This window comes from Bradyrhizobium ottawaense (genome assembly GCF_900099825.1).
In the GTDB taxonomy this organism is placed as follows: domain Bacteria; phylum Pseudomonadota; class Alphaproteobacteria; order Rhizobiales; family Xanthobacteraceae; genus Bradyrhizobium; species Bradyrhizobium ottawaense_A.
The window spans coordinates 662,346-676,936 of the sequence record NZ_LT629693.1 but is presented as its reverse complement, the minus strand read 5'-3'; the positions used below and the strand labels follow the sequence as shown (position 1 = coordinate 676,936).

Genomic DNA, 14,591 nt, shown 5'->3' with positions numbered 1-14,591 from the left:
GAGCCCCCAGTTCGGAAGCTCGAATCACAGGGGTCTGACCGGACGCAACGCTTCCGGGCAGGCCCCGGTTGGACGCTTACGGGGTAGAAGCGGACATCAGCCAGCCGACAATCTCCGCTGAAACCGTCGAAAATGACCGACCCATAGCGGACTTATTACCCTGGACGAATGGAGCAGTGAGTCCTATTCTGCGCGACATTGTACCTCGCGTTTTGACAGCGGGGTTATCAATGATCAGCGTTGATCCCACAAGTCCAGCATGGCTCGCTGGTGGCGGCGAGATGGGCGCGCGAATGCGCGCCAAGGATTGGTCCACATCACCACTTGGACATCCAGAGACATGGTCGCAAAGTGTCAAAACGGCGGTCAGCATATGTCTTAACGCGCGCGTTCCGATCGCGCTCTGGCTTGGTCCCGAACTGCGGCTTGTCTACAACGATAGCTACATTCCCTTCCTTGGCGAGACGAAGCATCCGGCAATGCTCGGCGCACCCGGACGCGAGGCATGGGGGGAGATCTGGGCGGCGATCGAGCCGATGCATGACGAGGTGGCGGCTGGAAGAGCGACCTCGGTCGAAGACGTGCAGCTGTTTTTCACCCGAAGGCTGCCGCGCGAGGAGGTCTATGTCAGCTGGGGCTACAGCCCAATCCTGGCGGCGGACGGCGTCACGATCGAGGGCACCTTCGATGCCTGCACCGAGACGACCGCGAAGGTCGTTGGCAAGCGGCGGCTCGCGACATTACGCGATCTCGGCGCCCGTTCGACAGAACAGCGGAGTGCCGAGGTCGCTTGCCGGGATGCGGCCGAGGTTCTGCGCGCCGATCCGCTCGATATTCCATTTGCGGCAATCTACCTGCTCGACGAAGAGGGAATGAGCGCGCGCCGCGTCGCCGGGACGCGATTGGATAATGGTTCGACGGTCTTCCCCGAGAGCCATCCGGTCATCCACGGCAGCCTCGTGAGCGAGCCCTGGCCGCTGAACCGAGTCGCGGAGACCAGCCGGTCTTGCCAAATATCCGATCTTCCCGGGACTGTCGGCATCTTCTCCGCCGGTCCATGGCCGGACCCGGTCGAGACTGCCGTTGTGCTCCCGCTGGCCGCACAGACCCAGCCGCGACCCGCTGGCTTCCTGATCGCCGGTGTGAGCCCGCGCCGCATCCTCGACCCCGACTACCGCACCTTCCTCGATCTCGTTGCAGGCCATATCGCCACGAGCATTGCGGATGCGCGTGCTTTCGAGGCGGAACGCAAGCGCGCCGAGGCGCTGGCCGAGATCGATCGTGCCAAGACGAACTTCTTCTCCAACGTCAGCCACGAGTTCCGCACCCCGCTGACACTCATGATGAATCCGATTGAAGAAATTTTGGCAGAACTTCCTTCCCGGCTCGCATCTGAGCATCGCTCGCTTCTACATGTCGCTCACCGCAACTCTCTGCGCCTACTCAGGCTAGTCAATACCCTGCTTGATTTTTCGCGAGCCGAGGCCGGACGCATCCAGGCGAATTATGAACCGATCGACCTTGCCACGCTAACAGCAGACCTCGCTTCAAATTTCCGCTCGGCATGCGAACGAGCAGGCTTGGCTCTGGACGTGCGTTGTCCTTCGCTCGGACAACCTGTCTACGTCGACAGCGAGATGTGGGAAAAGGTCGTTCTCAACCTCATCTCCAATGCATTCAAATTCACGTTGGACGGCTGGATCGAGGTTGCAGTCCACGCCGATGGTGCCGACGCAGTGCTTGTTGTGAAAGACAGCGGTGTCGGCATTCCCGAAGCGGAGCTGCCGCGCGTGTTCGAACGATTCCATCGCGTCGAAGGTCAGCGCGGCCGCACTCACGAGGGCACGGGAATCGGTCTCGCACTCGTGCAGGAACTGGTGCACTTGCACCGCGGCGAGATTCGGGTCGAAAGCAAGGCGGGACATGGTACGACCTTCATCGTGACGGTACCATTCGGTCGAGATCATCTTCCCGCCGATCGTGTCCAGGGTTCACGTCGACTCGCTTCGACGGCCATCAGCGCCGACGCCTTCGTCGAAGAAGCATTGCGCTGGCTACCATCAGCTCAAGCGTCCGGCATTTCCGAAACCATAGTTGACGACCTCGGTTCCCAAACGGACATGGTCCCTGCCGACCGTCAACGGTCGCGCGTGCTGATCGTGGATGACAATGCCGACATGCGCGAGCATCTCAGTCGGGTGCTGGCAAAGTGGTGGGACGTCGAAGCCGCGAACGACGGATTGGCGGCACTCGAAGCCGCAAGGCAAAACACACCCGATCTCGTACTGGCCGACGTTATGATGCCACGCCTCGACGGGATCGGCCTTCTATCCGCCCTGCGGTCCGACCCCGATCTGGCCAACATCCCAGTGATCCTTCTGTCGGCCCGGGCCGGAGAGGAGGCGCGGATCGAAGGACTAAGCGTTGGCGCCGACGATTATCTCGTCAAGCCATTCTCCGCCCGCGAGTTGGTCGCAAGGGTGCGGTCACACCTTTCGATGTCCCGGCGACTTCGTGAAAGCGAAGCTCGGCTCGAAGCCGCCGTCGACCTGGTGAAGTTGGGCCGTTACGCTTGGAATCCGCAAACGAATGAATTGCAGTGGGACGGCACGCTGAAGGCAATGTGGGGCCTGCCTGTAGGCGCACCGGTCGATTACGATGTGTGGCGGGCCGGCGTGCATCCGGACGATCTTGCGCGCGTCGAGGCTGCGATCCAGCGATGCGCCGACCCACGGGGCGACGGCGTGTACGATATTGAGTACCGGGTGATCGGAAAAACTGACGGCGTAGAACGCTGGATCGCGACGCGCGGGCAGACCGGTTTCAAGAACGGCATGCCGGTTGCATTTTACGGGGTGGCGCTGGACGTCACCGACCGCAAACGTATCGAGAAGTCGCTCGAGCGCCGCGTTGAAGCCCGGACGCGCGAACTGGAAGAAACTAACAGGCAGCTGCGCTCCCAGATCGAGCAGCGCGAGTTCGCCGAAGCCGAAGTTCAGCAGTTACAGCGGATTGACGCGATCGGGCAGACCACGTCAGGCGTCGCGCACGACTTCAACAATCTGCTTAGCATTGTGCTCACCAACGCACGTCTGTTGTCCCACAGTTTGCGTGAACCTGGCGATCAGGAAGGCATCGAACTGATCCGCACCGCCGCGGAGCGGGGTGTGAATCTGACCGCACAACTTCTTGCGTTCTCCCGCAAACAGCGGCTTGAGCCTCAGCCGGTCGATCTCAACAGCAAGATCGCCGGCATGAGGGAAATGCTCAATGCTACGCTGGGCGGGACGGTACAGCCGCGGACGGTGCTGGCCATGGATCTTTGGCCTGCCCTGGTCGATCCGAACCAGATTGAGCTGGTCATCCTGAACCTGGCCATCAACGCCAGAGACGCCATGCCGTCGGGCGGCATTCTGACCCTTGAGACATTCAATGCTGTCATCGACAGCGCGCCGGGCTGGACGGAAGGACTCGTTCCGGGACAGTATGTGGGTCTGTCCGTCCGGGATACCGGCGTCGGTATCCCCGACAATGTGCTTCCCCGCGTCTTCGAACCATTTTTTACCACCAAGGAACCAGGAAAAGGCTCCGGCCTCGGACTAGCGCAAGCGTACGGTTTCGCCAAACAATCCGGAGGAGGCATCGGGATTGAGACGCGCATCGGAGAGGGTACGTCGGTCAAGGTCTTCCTGCCTCGCGCCGAAGGAGTCCAGGACGATCACGACCAGGCGTCGATCGCTAAACAGGACTCCCCGGCCAAGGCGACGGCGACGATCCTGGTGGTGGATGATGACGCGGTGGTCCTCAGGACGACCCTCAGATTGTTTGACGCGTTCGGATTTATGACGATTCCTGCCGCAAGCGGAAGGGAAGCGCTCCAGCTGATCGCAAGCGGACTGAAGATCGATCTCGTTCTTGCAGATTTTGCCATGCCCGAAATGACAGGCGTTGAGCTCGCGAAAGCGATCCACGCCACATATCCCGGGTTGCCAGTCATCGTCGTCAGCGGCTACGGCAATCGCGAGGAACTAAAGGATTTCGGCGAAGCGCGAATACTTCAGAAGCCCTATACCGAAGGCGAATTGATGGGAAAGATTACAGAGGCATTGAACCCTATACCGACGTTTTGATTTCCGCTGTTGATGCTGTGGACGGCTCCTCCACCGGCGCGAGAGCGCCAAGGAGTGGGCGCCGTTTGAGGCTCCCACGATTCGGAGGAGCAGCCTATGCAGTCAATTTCGACAATCGGTCTGGATATCGCGAAGTCGGTCTTTCAAGTGCATGGCGTTGATGCAGCCGGCCAGGTGGTCATTCGCCGTCAGTTAAAGCGCCAGGAGCGTATTTTCGAGACCTTCTTCACGACGAAAGCCGCGGGGATGGGAATGGGGCTGGCGATCAGCAAGTCGATCATTGAAGCCCATCATGGTCGGTTGTGGGCTGCACCCGGATCTCCCATTGGCGCCATGTTCGCGTTCGCATTGCCGTCGGCCTCTGGAGTCAGCCTATGACCCACGATCCGTCGATCGTCATGATTGTCGACGATGATGACTCGATCAGGAGAGCTGTCAGGCGGCTGATGAAGTCATTCGGCCTCGCCGTCGAAACCTTTGCATCGGCCGAGGAATTTCTTGGCTCCGACCGGCTGGAGAAGACATCCTGCCTGATCTTGGACGTGCATATGCCGGGTATGGACGGGCTCCAATTGCAGCAGCATCTGGTCGCGTCCAACCATGCGATCCCGATCATCTTCATCACGGCTTTTACCGACGATCGGGCGCGCGTCCAGGCGCTGAAAGCGGGGGCCATAGGCTACCTCGCCAAACCGTTTGCCGACGACGAACTCCTTGATTGCATTCACGCTGCATTGAAGGCGCCGGAAGGCGCCGCTTTGCAGCCCCGGCGGCAGTAATCATGCCAACCCGTCGTATGCCGAACGTGGGAAGCGATGTTTCGACGCGAGCAGTGCAACAGTACGGTTCGGTGATGGCTCGGTTCACACCTAACGGACGCAGCGATGACATTCGAACGTGCACCACGACGGCCTGTCTACATCGTCGACGATGACGCGGCTTTTCGCAGGGCGGTCGAGCGTCTGATGCGCTCGGTGGGGATGACTGCGGCTTCGTTCGAGTCGGGGCCGGCCTTTCTCAAGGCGGCGCCCGACCTTGCTGACGGATGTGTCATCCTCGATGTTCGAATGCCGGGTATGGGCGGCCTAGAGTTGCAGAAGCAACTCAAATTAATTGGCTTCAAGCTACCGATCATCGTGATGACGTTGAAGGGCGACATGGAGACCGCGGTTCGCGCAATGAAGGGTGGGGCGGTCGATTTCATAGAAAAACCCTTCGACGACGAAAAGCTTCTCAACGCAATCAACGAGGCAATGGCGATGGAGACGGCCCCGGTGCATGATCGGGAAGGCATGGAGGCCGCCAAGCGGATTGCGAGGTTGAGCCCGCGCGAACGCCAGGTGTTCGACAAGCTGGTCGCCGGGCGCTTGACCAAGCAGATCGCCTACGATCTCGGCATCAGCGCGCGAACGGTGGAGGTGCACCGCGCGCGCATGTTTGCGCGGTTGGGAACCCGTACTCCCGCCGAGGCGGTTCGGCTGGCGGTACTGGCGCAGTTGGCGCATGCCCATGATGGATCGCCGGCCGTCGATCCGCCGAGCGATGTCGTCGCGCGCGCGTTGCCCAAATAGGCGGCAGTTCCTTGCTCCATGGGAACAGGGCCAAGCCTGCGACCAGGCGTCATCACCCGATCCGCACGCGCGCAATCTGGCGTCCCCGGGCGTCCGTCACGAGAACCGATGATCCATGCCAGCTGTCGTCTTGCGCCAGTTCCCGGGCGAACGTAAGCGCATGCGCCGCAGCCTGATCCGGCGTTGAATGGACGGATCCTGTTTCGTCCGCATACCACGTGCCATTGTCGATATGGAAATAAAACCGGCTGCCATCAGCCGAAAGCTCGGCGGCGGGTTCATGGCGTGCACCAATTGTCGAACGCGAATGCTCGACGTTGTGCTCGGCTGCTCGCCGCAAAGAATCCGTCACCAACTCGACGAGAGAATCGAGCCTCGCGGGAAAACTCCGGCCGATCTGCTGATGAATACCGAAGATGACGCGATAGTCGCGCGTATCGACAAGCCGTGCCCCAAGAATGTCGCGAACGCCGCATGCCAGTACAAAATCGTTGTACCATTCGCTTCTTCGCAATACCGGATCCGGGAAGCATTCGGAGAGTTTCTTCCAGCTTCGATCGAGCAACGGCGAGTATGGGTCGAGGGCGGCGTAGTGCCTGATATAATCGGATTTGAAGTTGGCGCTCAGGCCAAAAAACAGGCCTCTTCGACATTTCCCGTGTTCTTATTCGAAATAATCAGGGCCGCGCCTGCGACGCCGGCCGCCTCCGTCAGCGCCTTGAGCGCATCGGGCCACGCCTCCCGCGAGTCCGCGGCATCCTGGAACGCTGAAACAAGAGTGGACATACGAACCGCATCCTCATGACCCGGCCGGAGAAAGTCAGCGAACCCCGCAACCTCTTTGCAGATGCGCAGACAATCGCCCGCCGAGATTGGCAAAAGACTGCGCTCACATCACGGCGAAATCCTCGACGTTTCCTTGATATTCGTCAAGGTGATGGAACGGGGCGACGAAGAAAATCAACATCGCTATTTTGCCGCGCCGGTCTCGGCCGATCCGCGGCTTGCGCCGTGGGACCGTATCATGCTGATCACTATCTGTCGTCTCTACGATTCATGTGCCGACGCGAACCGGGTTATCATCGGCCTCGAAGCCGCAGGCATAGCGCTGTCGGAAACCAGCCTCATCTCGAATAATTCCGACAGCTGGTACCGGACCGGGAAGGCCTCCAACGTGGTTGCTCTGCGGAAGCAGGGCGCGAGCGGAGATGCTGCGACCATCGGTAAATTCGAGGGCGCAGCGGTCGGGGTCGCGATCGGCGCGACAGCGGCGACCGCTGCCAGCCTTGTCACCATGCTGGCGCTTCCAGGCGTCGGCGCGGTCGTCGGCGCCGGATGGCTTGCGGCGCTGTTGGGCAGCATGGCGATCGGCGGCGCAACCGGCGGGCTGCTTGGCGCGCTGACCAATGCCGGCATCGGTGAGGAAGATGCACACGTGTTTGTGGAGGGCGTGCGCCGCGGCGGAACATTGGTTGCCGCGCGAGTATCGCCGACCGACGTGCCGCGAGTAGAGGCGATGATGAACCAATCCGCGGTGAAGCTTGGGGAGCGCTGCGACCTCTACCGCAAATCCGGCTGGCAGGCGTTCGATCCGTCCGCCATGCCCTATACCGCCGACCAGGTTCGCAGCGAACGCGCGCTGCATGCTCACTAACGGGCCGGCCGGGCGTTGACGTCCGTGGCCACGCCGTCTGGAGGTCGCAATGATCCTCGAGCAGCTGATATTCGGAATCCTGGTGGTCGCGGTCGTGGTCCTGCTGCTGCCGGTCCTGCTGGTGATGGCTGGCGTCGCGGCGGCGACGCTGTTCTGGTTCGCTGCGTTCGCCGCCTTATTGGGTGCTTGGGTGTTCTGGTTGGTGTTCCCCGGTACCTACGGTGTCGCCGTGCTGCTGCTGGCGCTGCTCGTCGGACTGCTGCTCATCGATCGGCGATCCCGGCACGGCGCTTATTGGTAGATGTGAGCAACCACAGGAGCAAGCCATGAGCTATTATGATTCCGATGCTCGCAGGGCTTCGCGCGGAACAGGCTTTCCGCCGTCGGCCGGCGCCCAGATCGACGCGGGCCTGCGTGCCCATATGCAGCGCGTCTATGGCTATATGGCCGGCGGACTGGCACTGACCGGTATCACTGCCTACGCCGCGGCGGCCTCGGGTTTCTATCAGGCCATTGCGGCCACGCCGCTGATCTGGCTCGTGATGCTGGCTCCGCTCGGCTTCGTGCTGGCGCTCAGTTTTGGCATCGAGCGCATGAGCGCAGGAACGGCGATGGTGTTGTTCTGGCTCTATGCCGCCGTCATGGGGCTCTCGCTCGGAAGCATCTTCCTGGTGTTCACCGGTGAATCGATTGCGCACGTGTTCTTCATCACGGCGGCGACCTACGGCGTCATGAGCCTCTATGGCTATACGACCAGGTCCGATCTTTCACGCTTCGGTTCGTTCCTCATGATGGGCCTGATCGGTATCGTGATCGCGTCCCTCGTCAATATCTTTGTCGGGTCGAGCGCTCTTCAGTTCGCCGTCTCCATCATCGGGGTCATCGTATTCGTCGGCCTTACCGCGTATGACACCCAGCGCATCAAGGAGATGTATCTGGAGTCCGACAGCGTTGATATCGCCGGCAAGAAGGCCGTGCTCGGCGCGCTGTCGCTCTATCTCGATTTCATAAATCTCTTCATGATCTTCCTTCAGTTGTTCGGTCAGCGCCGCGACAACTGACGGAAGATGCGAGGATTGACCGCGATGGCGCGTGTTCTGATCGTCCTCGGCCTTGCGATCCTGGCGGCCGGCCTGCTCTGGCCCTATTTGAGCCAACTCGGACTGGGACGGCTGCCCGGTGATATCGTGATCGAGCGGGAGAATATGACGCTCTATTTCCCGCTCGCGACCTGCCTGCTCATCAGCCTGCTGCTCAGCGTGGTGCTGTGGGTCGTGAACCGCTGACGCGGAGTCGGCACTATCTCGGCGAATGTCGGGTGCCGCGCGTTGCCCTGTCGGGCGAAGCTGTCCGTGTACGCCTCGGCACCGTTGCAGCCTTGCGGCCTTCCAGCATGCCGTGCAGGTGAGCTGCCGCATTCTCGATGTCGTAATGCCGGTATTGGCCGGCCCGGCTTTCCGCAGCCAGTACGCCACAACGGTGAATATCCCTGAAATCTCCGAAGGGAAACGCGTAGTGCGCCTTGGTATTTTCGGGCCTCTCGTCGTTGATCCCCAAAAACCATTTGCCGTATTCTTCAAAACCGTGGAGACGAATATATTCGCTTTCCTGCACGGCAGACGGTTGGTGCTCGCTCCAGTCATCGCGCTCGTCGAATACGAATCGTCCTTCATTGATGAACGCTTTGGCGTGCTCATACGCTCGTCGGTTAAGGGTCACGGCCATGGCTGTTCTCCTGTTTAGCTCGCGTGTGTTGCCGAAGCTGGCAGTGCCATAGAAGACAGTGGGACGTTCGACGCGCTGACGGCGATCAATAATCGCGTTTCTTGGTCGGGCACTTGACGAACGCCAATGCGGTTGTCGTTCGAGCCGCTACCATCACGCTGTCGCGGATCAGTGTCCGGAACTTCGTCTTGCCGGATGCTGGATTGCGCCGCAACGAAAAAGTGGAGATCGCATGATGAAAAAGACCCTGGCCACACTCGCAGTTGCTGCAACTGTCGCGATCGGTGCGGTTGCGATCCCAACACCTGCAGATGCCCGATGGCATCGTGGCTTTCCTGTTGGCCCCGTTATCGGCGGCCTGGCGGCGGGCGCCATTCTGGGCGCTGCGCTTGCCGCACCAAGGCCGTACTACAGCGTAGCATACGAGCCGGTCTATTTCGGACCACGATGCTACGTCCGGCGCGAACGCTTCTGGGACGGATGGGGTTGGCGCGTTCGCCGCATCGAGGATTGCTACTGAAGCGGCTGTCGGCGTCGCGAGCTATCTTTCGGACACGGACGGAGGGTCGGGAATTCGACGACGGTCGTCTTAGTCGCCACATTCCGACAGCCGAACTTCGAAGAGTTGCCGACCGTCCTCGACCACGATGATCGCCGCGTTCGTCGATTCTCCGCCGTGCACCAATTCGGCCGCGATGCGCCTGGCATGCTGCAGGGCCAGGGAAGCATCCGCGAGCACTTCGCCGTCCTCGTCTTTGAATAGGGATGCTTCCGCCCGGAAATGAAAGAAATAGCGAGGCATGGACTTGGTTGGATTCCGAGACGCCGTTGCGGGCGAAAGCGAGACAACGAAGAACGCCACGGCTCAAGCGAACGAGAGCCGGCGCGGGCGCGGGAAACAAGCAAGCGTTCAGAACGGTGCCGTGACAACCACGTTCGCGTCGTTTGGTTCCTGATGAATGAGTGAACAATTGATGGTTGGTCAACCCCGCATTGATCAATGACTGCCAGCGTTCGTTGACCGGCATCAATGCCCAAAGTCGCGCGGTACTCGACAGTGCGTCCTGGGACGGCGCCCCGCGTCTGCTATCGGAGCATTTCGATGATCAAGGACATTATCGTCAACCTGGAGTACCAGGTCGCGCGCGATCCGGCCCGTGATTTTGCCATTTCGATCGCGGAGGTCTGCGACACCCATCTCGCGGGAGTTGCTTTCGCATACACTCCGGAGTTTCCGGGCTATGTGATGATGGAAATACCGCCAGATATCGTGGCCAGATGATCGCCGAAAGCGAGAAATCAGCGATGGCTGCGATCGAGCGCTTCGATGCGGCCGCCAAATGGAGCCTGATTTCGGCGGAGCACCGGTTGCTCAGGACGCTGGGCGCGGAGGCGCCAACGATCCTGGCGACCCTTGCCCGCCGCTTCGATCTCAGCGTGTTCATGCAATCCGAGCCCGGTCGCGTCGACAACGATGACATGATCGAAACCGCGCTGTTCCAGTCCGGACGGCCGCTCATCGTGGTACCGTATATTCAGAAGAGCGGGTTGAAGCTCGAACGTGTGGTCTGCTGCTGGGATGGTAGCCGCGCGGCGGCCCGCGCGTTCAACGACGCGTTGCCGTTACTGACCCGGGCGAATAAGGTCGATCTGCTGATCGTGTTGAACGAGAAGACAAACAGCGACAACAGGGAGATTCGCGGCGTCGAAATAGCGACCCACGTCGCGCGCCATGATGTCAAGGTGCAGCTCCAAACGGTGCCTGCGGCCGACATCGACGTCACCAGCGCCATTCTCTCCTATGTCGCGGACAATTCCGGAACGCTGATCGTCATGGGTGGTTACGGCCATGCCAGACTACGCGAGGTCATCCTCGGCGGTGTGGCCCGCGAGATGCTGAAATCGATGACCGTTCCGGTATTTATGTCGCACTGAAAGGATGCATCAGGAGCGCAAAACGATGCGGCCCGGACTTTACGCATTCGCTGTCGCCGCCGCCTTCCTCGGCGCCACGATGTACATCGGCCTTGTCGAGCAGCCGGCCCGGCTGAAGCTTGACAGCCGTGCCATGGTTCAGGAATTGAAACTGAGCAATAGGCGCGGCACGCTGGTGTTGTCGGTGCTTGCTGTCCTCTCGGCGACGATCGCGTTCATCCAATTCAGGATGAATGGCGACGTCCGCTGGATCATCGGAGGCATCACCATTCTGGCTAGCTGGCCGTATGCCTATTTCGTGATGATGCCGGTGAATATCTGGCTTTTCGCCGTTCCACTCGGGAAACCGGTTTCGCCGATCCGGAAGCTGATGCGGGACCGGGGGCTTCTCGAATGGGGAAACGCCTTGATCGGATTTGCCGCGTGTTGCGCATTCGCCTGGCCGCTGGAGATGCCGCCTTGATTGACGGCCATCAATGCCGACGTGTCGTGCTTCGGCCAACATCGCCCGACAAGACGGTCTCTCGGCCGGCGGAGGTGAGCGCCGATGCTCCATATCGATATTCCGAGCCTGGAGGAGTTCAAGGCGCTGGCGCAGGTCAAGGGTGAAACCTGCGTTTCCTTGTATCTGCCGACGTCTCACCTCGGTAGCGACGCCAAGGCCAATCGCACCGCCTTCAAGGACCTCGCCAAAAAAGCCCTGTCTCAGTTGAAGGAAGCGGGTATCGGCAAGGTTGAGATTACCGCGTTCGCGGAGCAGTTCGATCGTCTCGCACGCGTCGAGCCCGATGTCCAGGACCAGGACAAGGTCCGAAAGCAGCAGCACGCAAAGCCGGATCCGGTCGATTCCTTCTGGCATCATCAGGCCAATGGGCTGGCGGTGCTCGCCACGTCGGGCGCAACGCGAACCTTGCGCCTTCCGAATTCGCCAAAGCCGCTGGCAGAGGTCGCGGACCGATTCCATCTGACGCCGCTGATACGGGCGATGACGTCTCCTCACGATGTCTACGTGCTCGCGCTGGCGAAGGAAGGGGTTCGCCTGGTCCATGCGTTCGCCAATTTTCCGCCGGAGCGGCTGCAGGTTCCGGGCCTGCCTGCGAATGCGGAGGAGGCAACGCGGCGGCCATCGGTTCATGTCCGGGCGCCACGCGGCAACCTGCAGAATCTGGAAGGAGAGAAGGTGTTGCTGCAGCAATATGTCAGGAAGGTCGAGCAGGCCGTCCACGGCGTGCTGGCCGGACGGAACACGCCGCTGGTTCTAGCAGCGGCCGAGCCGCTCGCGTCGATGTTCCGTTCGGTCAACACCTACCCGGGACTGGCAGATGAGATGATCGAGGGAAATCCGGATCAGACGTCGGATGCCGAACTGGAAGATGTCGCGATCCCGATCCTGGATCGGCTTTATTCCCGCGATCTGGCGGCCGTGATCGCCCGTTACGACGAACTGAAGCCGCGCCTCGCGACGACGGACGTGTCCTATGCCGCGCATGCCGCGACCGCTGGTGCCATCGATCAGCTCCTCGTCGATCTTGATGCGGTCGTTCCCGGCGTCGTCAGCGACCTCGACGGCAGCGTTACCTACGCAGCCTCCGATGATGCCGAGACCTACAGCGTCGTCGATGAAGTCGCGCGGCGCGCGCTTTACACCGGCGCGAGGGTGATGGGCGCGCGGAGGGAGGAGTTGCCGGATCGAGCCCCGCTCGCCGCCATTCTTCGCTACGCGTTTCATTGAAGAGCGCGCCGTATTCCCGCGCCACCGGTCACCCGGGATCCTCAGCCGGAATCCTTGGCCCGGTCGGTCGTTTCGATCGCGTGGATATCCCTCACTAGGGAACGCAGCCCGTGAAGCTGGTCGAGGAGATGCAGGATGATCGCAATGCCTTTGTCGTTGACACCAAGGTCCAACTTGAGATCCCGGATCAGCCGGGCCCGCGCGAGATCGGCATCGGAGAACTGAAGAGCGCTGCCGCTGGCGCGCGGTATCAGCCATTCCTCATCAATCCAGACGTTCAATGTCGCGGCATCAAGATGCGATCGGCTGATGAATTCCTGGGTCTCCACGGTCACACTCCCATCGATTGCCGTGGACTGTCCGCCACCGGCTGCCACTGCGCGACGAATTTCTCGAACTCCCGATCGGGCTTTTGGGGAAGCACCAGCTTCAGTGTGACGTATTGATCCCCTTTGCTGCCGTCGGCGCGCGGCACGCCGCGACCCTTCAGCCGGAGAACCCGCCCGGCATTCGACCATTTCGGCACCGCCGCCGTGACCGTTCCACTCGGGGTCGGCACCTTGATCTTGGCGCCCAGCACCGCCTCCTTCAGGGAGATCGGCAAATCCAGATAGATGTCGTCGCCCTTGCGGGTGAAATAGGGATGCGGCAGCACGCTGATCTCGATCAGCGCATCGCCGGGCGGGCCGTCTCCCACTCCCGGGCGACCTTTGCCTTTCAAGCGCAGAACCTGACCGTCCCGCGTGCCCGGCGGGATGCTGACGTCGAGCGCGGAGCCATCGGGGAGGACGAGAGATTGCTTGCCGCCATTGATGGCATCCAGGAACGCAAGATCGAGATGGTAGTGCACGTCCTGACCGCGCCGGCGGCGACCTGCGCGGTCGCCGCGGCCGAAGATTTCGGAGAGAATATCCTCGGCGCCGGCGTAATCACCGAAATCGGAAAAGCCGGCGTTGTTGGTGTAGGCCGACCAGCCGCCTTGATCGGCAAAATCGCGATAATATTGCTGGCGTGGCCGCTCCGTTCCCGAAGCGTCAATTTCGCCGCGGTCAAAGCGCGCGCGTTTTTCGGGGTCGCTCAGCAGATCATAGGCGGCCGAAACTTCCTTGAACTTTTCCTCTGCTGTCTTGTTGCCGGGGTTCAGATCGGGGTGCAGCTTCTTCGCCAGGCGGCGATAAGCCTTCTGAATGTCGTCTGGCGTAGCGTCCTTTTTCACGCCCAGCGTTGTGTAGGGATCTGCGGCCAATGCCCACTCCTGTTTGCGCCTTGGTCATGGCGAGCGAATGCAGCTTCATGGTTGTTCCGCTTGCGACGATGGCTGCCGGGACTTGGCCACCACCACGCGCGCCGGCCGCAGCAGACGGTCGTGAAGCATGTAGCCGTTCTCCAGAACCTGGGCCACGCTGCCGGGCGGCTGGTCTGTCTCATCCGTCTCCATCACTGCTTCGTGCTTTTTGGGATCGAATGGCTGGTGGAGGGCCTTGATCTCCTCGACGCCGAAGCGATTGAGAATCTGAGTCAGGATGCGGTCGGTGGCGGCAACGCCCTCGATCAGCCCGTCGGTTCCGCTCGCCTCCCAATCCACCGCGCCGGCCTCGATGGCGCGGTGGAGATTGTCGACAACCTGCAGCAACTCACGAGCAAAGTTCGTGATCGCGTACTGCCCGGCGTCCTGCGCGCGCCGCTCGCCTTGCCGCCTGGTATTTTCGGTCTCGGCCAGCGCCCGCATCAACCGCTCGCGCAACGACGCGATTTCGGACGCGTTGTCGTTGTCTTGGGCTTCGCCCGCGACTGACGAGCCGGCATCCTTATCCATTGTGTTCGTCGTCATGCCGTTCTCCTGC

20 protein-coding genes are annotated in these 14,591 nt (G+C 61.1%); 13 read left to right on the top strand and 7 right to left on the bottom strand.

Annotated elements, in window-relative coordinates:
• Window positions 1-230 precede the first annotated feature (230 nt).
• The 4 genes from BLR13_RS03415 to BLR13_RS03400 all read left to right on the top strand — a co-directional run bounded on the left by BLR13_RS03415 (window position 231) and on the right by BLR13_RS03400 (window position 5,701).
• Window positions 231-4,130: a response regulator gene (locus BLR13_RS03415; protein WP_074827626.1), complete on the top strand. Its 3,900-nt coding sequence runs from the start codon at window positions 231-233 to the stop codon at window positions 4,128-4,130.
• Window positions 4,131-4,226: 96 nt separating this feature from the next.
• The gene (locus tag BLR13_RS42405; protein WP_074827628.1) at window positions 4,227-4,508 is read left to right on the top strand and encodes an ATP-binding protein; all 282 of its coding nucleotides are present in this window, start codon (window positions 4,227-4,229) and stop codon (window positions 4,506-4,508) included.
• The gene (locus tag BLR13_RS03405; RefSeq protein ID WP_074827630.1) at window positions 4,505-4,909 is read left to right on the top strand and encodes a response regulator transcription factor; all 405 of its coding nucleotides are present in this window, start codon (window positions 4,505-4,507) and stop codon (window positions 4,907-4,909) included. Before BLR13_RS42405 ends, BLR13_RS03405 begins: the two co-directional genes overlap by 4 nt.
• Before the next feature lie 105 nt (window positions 4,910-5,014).
• Complete coding sequence (locus BLR13_RS03400; RefSeq protein ID WP_074827632.1) at window positions 5,015-5,701, top strand: response regulator transcription factor; 687 nt, start codon at window positions 5,015-5,017, stop codon at window positions 5,699-5,701.
• 52 nt (window positions 5,702-5,753) lie between these two features.
• Here the strand turns inward: BLR13_RS03400 and BLR13_RS03395 are convergent, their stop codons facing one another.
• The gene (locus BLR13_RS03395) at window positions 5,754-6,266 is read right to left on the bottom strand and encodes a DUF6894 family protein (protein WP_079586821.1); all 513 of its coding nucleotides are present in this window, start codon (window positions 6,264-6,266) and stop codon (window positions 5,754-5,756) included.
• Between the two features lie 59 nt (window positions 6,267-6,325).
• Window positions 6,326-6,487 (bottom strand): hypothetical protein, encoded by a 162-nt coding sequence (locus BLR13_RS39905; RefSeq protein WP_154070873.1) that lies wholly within the window; start codon window positions 6,485-6,487, stop codon window positions 6,326-6,328.
• A gap of 61 nt (window positions 6,488-6,548) precedes the next feature.
• Between BLR13_RS39905 and BLR13_RS03390 the strand changes: the two genes are divergently transcribed.
• Genes BLR13_RS03390 through BLR13_RS03375 form a run of 4 tightly spaced genes read left to right on the top strand, consistent with a single transcriptional unit; the run spans window position 6,549 to window position 8,641 of the window.
• Window positions 6,549-7,355 carry a hypothetical protein gene (locus BLR13_RS03390; RefSeq protein WP_244525073.1) on the top strand — a complete coding sequence of 269 codons (807 nt, stop codon included), beginning with the start codon at window positions 6,549-6,551 and terminating at the stop codon, window positions 7,353-7,355.
• Between the two features lie 49 nt (window positions 7,356-7,404).
• The gene (locus BLR13_RS03385) at window positions 7,405-7,656 is read left to right on the top strand and encodes a hypothetical protein (protein ID WP_074827636.1); all 252 of its coding nucleotides are present in this window, start codon (window positions 7,405-7,407) and stop codon (window positions 7,654-7,656) included.
• 25 nt (window positions 7,657-7,681) lie between these two features.
• Complete coding sequence (locus BLR13_RS03380; RefSeq protein WP_074827637.1) at window positions 7,682-8,416, top strand: Bax inhibitor-1/YccA family protein; 735 nt, start codon at window positions 7,682-7,684, stop codon at window positions 8,414-8,416.
• 24 nt (window positions 8,417-8,440) lie between these two features.
• A complete protein-coding gene (locus BLR13_RS03375) occupies window positions 8,441-8,641 on the top strand; it encodes a DUF2905 domain-containing protein (protein WP_074827638.1) in 201 nt (66 codons plus the stop codon).
• Between the two features lie 13 nt (window positions 8,642-8,654).
• On the opposite strand, the gene BLR13_RS03370 is transcribed toward BLR13_RS03375, so the two are convergent.
• A complete protein-coding gene (locus BLR13_RS03370; protein ID WP_074827640.1) occupies window positions 8,655-9,080 on the bottom strand; it encodes a hypothetical protein in 426 nt (141 codons plus the stop codon).
• Window positions 9,081-9,312: 232 nt separating this feature from the next.
• Here BLR13_RS03370 and BLR13_RS03365 point away from each other — a divergent pair, with 232 nt between their 5' ends.
• A complete protein-coding gene (locus tag BLR13_RS03365) occupies window positions 9,313-9,600 on the top strand; it encodes a hypothetical protein (RefSeq protein WP_349517088.1) in 288 nt (95 codons plus the stop codon).
• Between the two features lie 69 nt (window positions 9,601-9,669).
• Here BLR13_RS03365 and BLR13_RS03360 read toward each other — a convergent pair whose 3' ends face one another.
• Entirely contained in the window at window positions 9,670-9,882 is a 213-nt protein-coding gene (locus tag BLR13_RS03360; RefSeq protein WP_074827642.1) for a DUF6894 family protein, read from the bottom strand.
• Between the two features lie 300 nt (window positions 9,883-10,182).
• Between BLR13_RS03360 and BLR13_RS42400 the strand changes: the two genes are divergently transcribed.
• The 4 genes from BLR13_RS42400 (at window position 10,183) to BLR13_RS03345 (ending at window position 12,747) form a co-directional block, all read left to right on the top strand.
• Window positions 10,183-10,362: a hypothetical protein gene (locus BLR13_RS42400; RefSeq protein ID WP_349517089.1), complete on the top strand. Its 180-nt coding sequence runs from the start codon at window positions 10,183-10,185 to the stop codon at window positions 10,360-10,362.
• Window positions 10,359-11,015 carry a universal stress protein gene (locus BLR13_RS03355; RefSeq protein ID WP_349517090.1) on the top strand — a complete coding sequence of 219 codons (657 nt, stop codon included), beginning with the start codon at window positions 10,359-10,361 and terminating at the stop codon, window positions 11,013-11,015. The genes BLR13_RS42400 and BLR13_RS03355 overlap by 4 nt, the downstream gene beginning before the upstream one ends.
• A 79-nt stretch (window positions 11,016-11,094) precedes the next feature.
• Window positions 11,095-11,478, top strand: coding sequence for a DUF1772 domain-containing protein (locus tag BLR13_RS03350; RefSeq protein WP_157793682.1), 384 nt, complete (start codon window positions 11,095-11,097; stop codon window positions 11,476-11,478).
• Between the two features lie 84 nt (window positions 11,479-11,562).
• Window positions 11,563-12,747 (top strand): hypothetical protein, encoded by a 1,185-nt coding sequence (locus tag BLR13_RS03345; protein ID WP_074827646.1) that lies wholly within the window; start codon window positions 11,563-11,565, stop codon window positions 12,745-12,747.
• Window positions 12,748-12,788: 41 nt separating this feature from the next.
• Here BLR13_RS03345 and BLR13_RS03340 read toward each other — a convergent pair whose 3' ends face one another.
• From BLR13_RS03340 to BLR13_RS03330, 3 genes are read right to left on the bottom strand one after another with little or no spacing between them, the layout of a single operon-like run.
• Entirely contained in the window at window positions 12,789-13,076 is a 288-nt protein-coding gene (locus BLR13_RS03340) for a chaperone modulator CbpM (RefSeq protein WP_074831974.1), read from the bottom strand.
• 2 nt (window positions 13,077-13,078) lie between these two features.
• Entirely contained in the window at window positions 13,079-13,993 is a 915-nt protein-coding gene (locus BLR13_RS03335; RefSeq protein ID WP_074827648.1) for a DnaJ C-terminal domain-containing protein, read from the bottom strand.
• Window positions 13,994-14,038: 45 nt separating this feature from the next.
• Window positions 14,039-14,578, bottom strand: a complete 540-nt coding sequence (locus BLR13_RS03330) for a nucleotide exchange factor GrpE (protein ID WP_074827650.1) — start codon at window positions 14,576-14,578, stop codon at window positions 14,039-14,041.
• Between the last annotated feature and the right edge of the window lie 13 nt (window positions 14,579-14,591).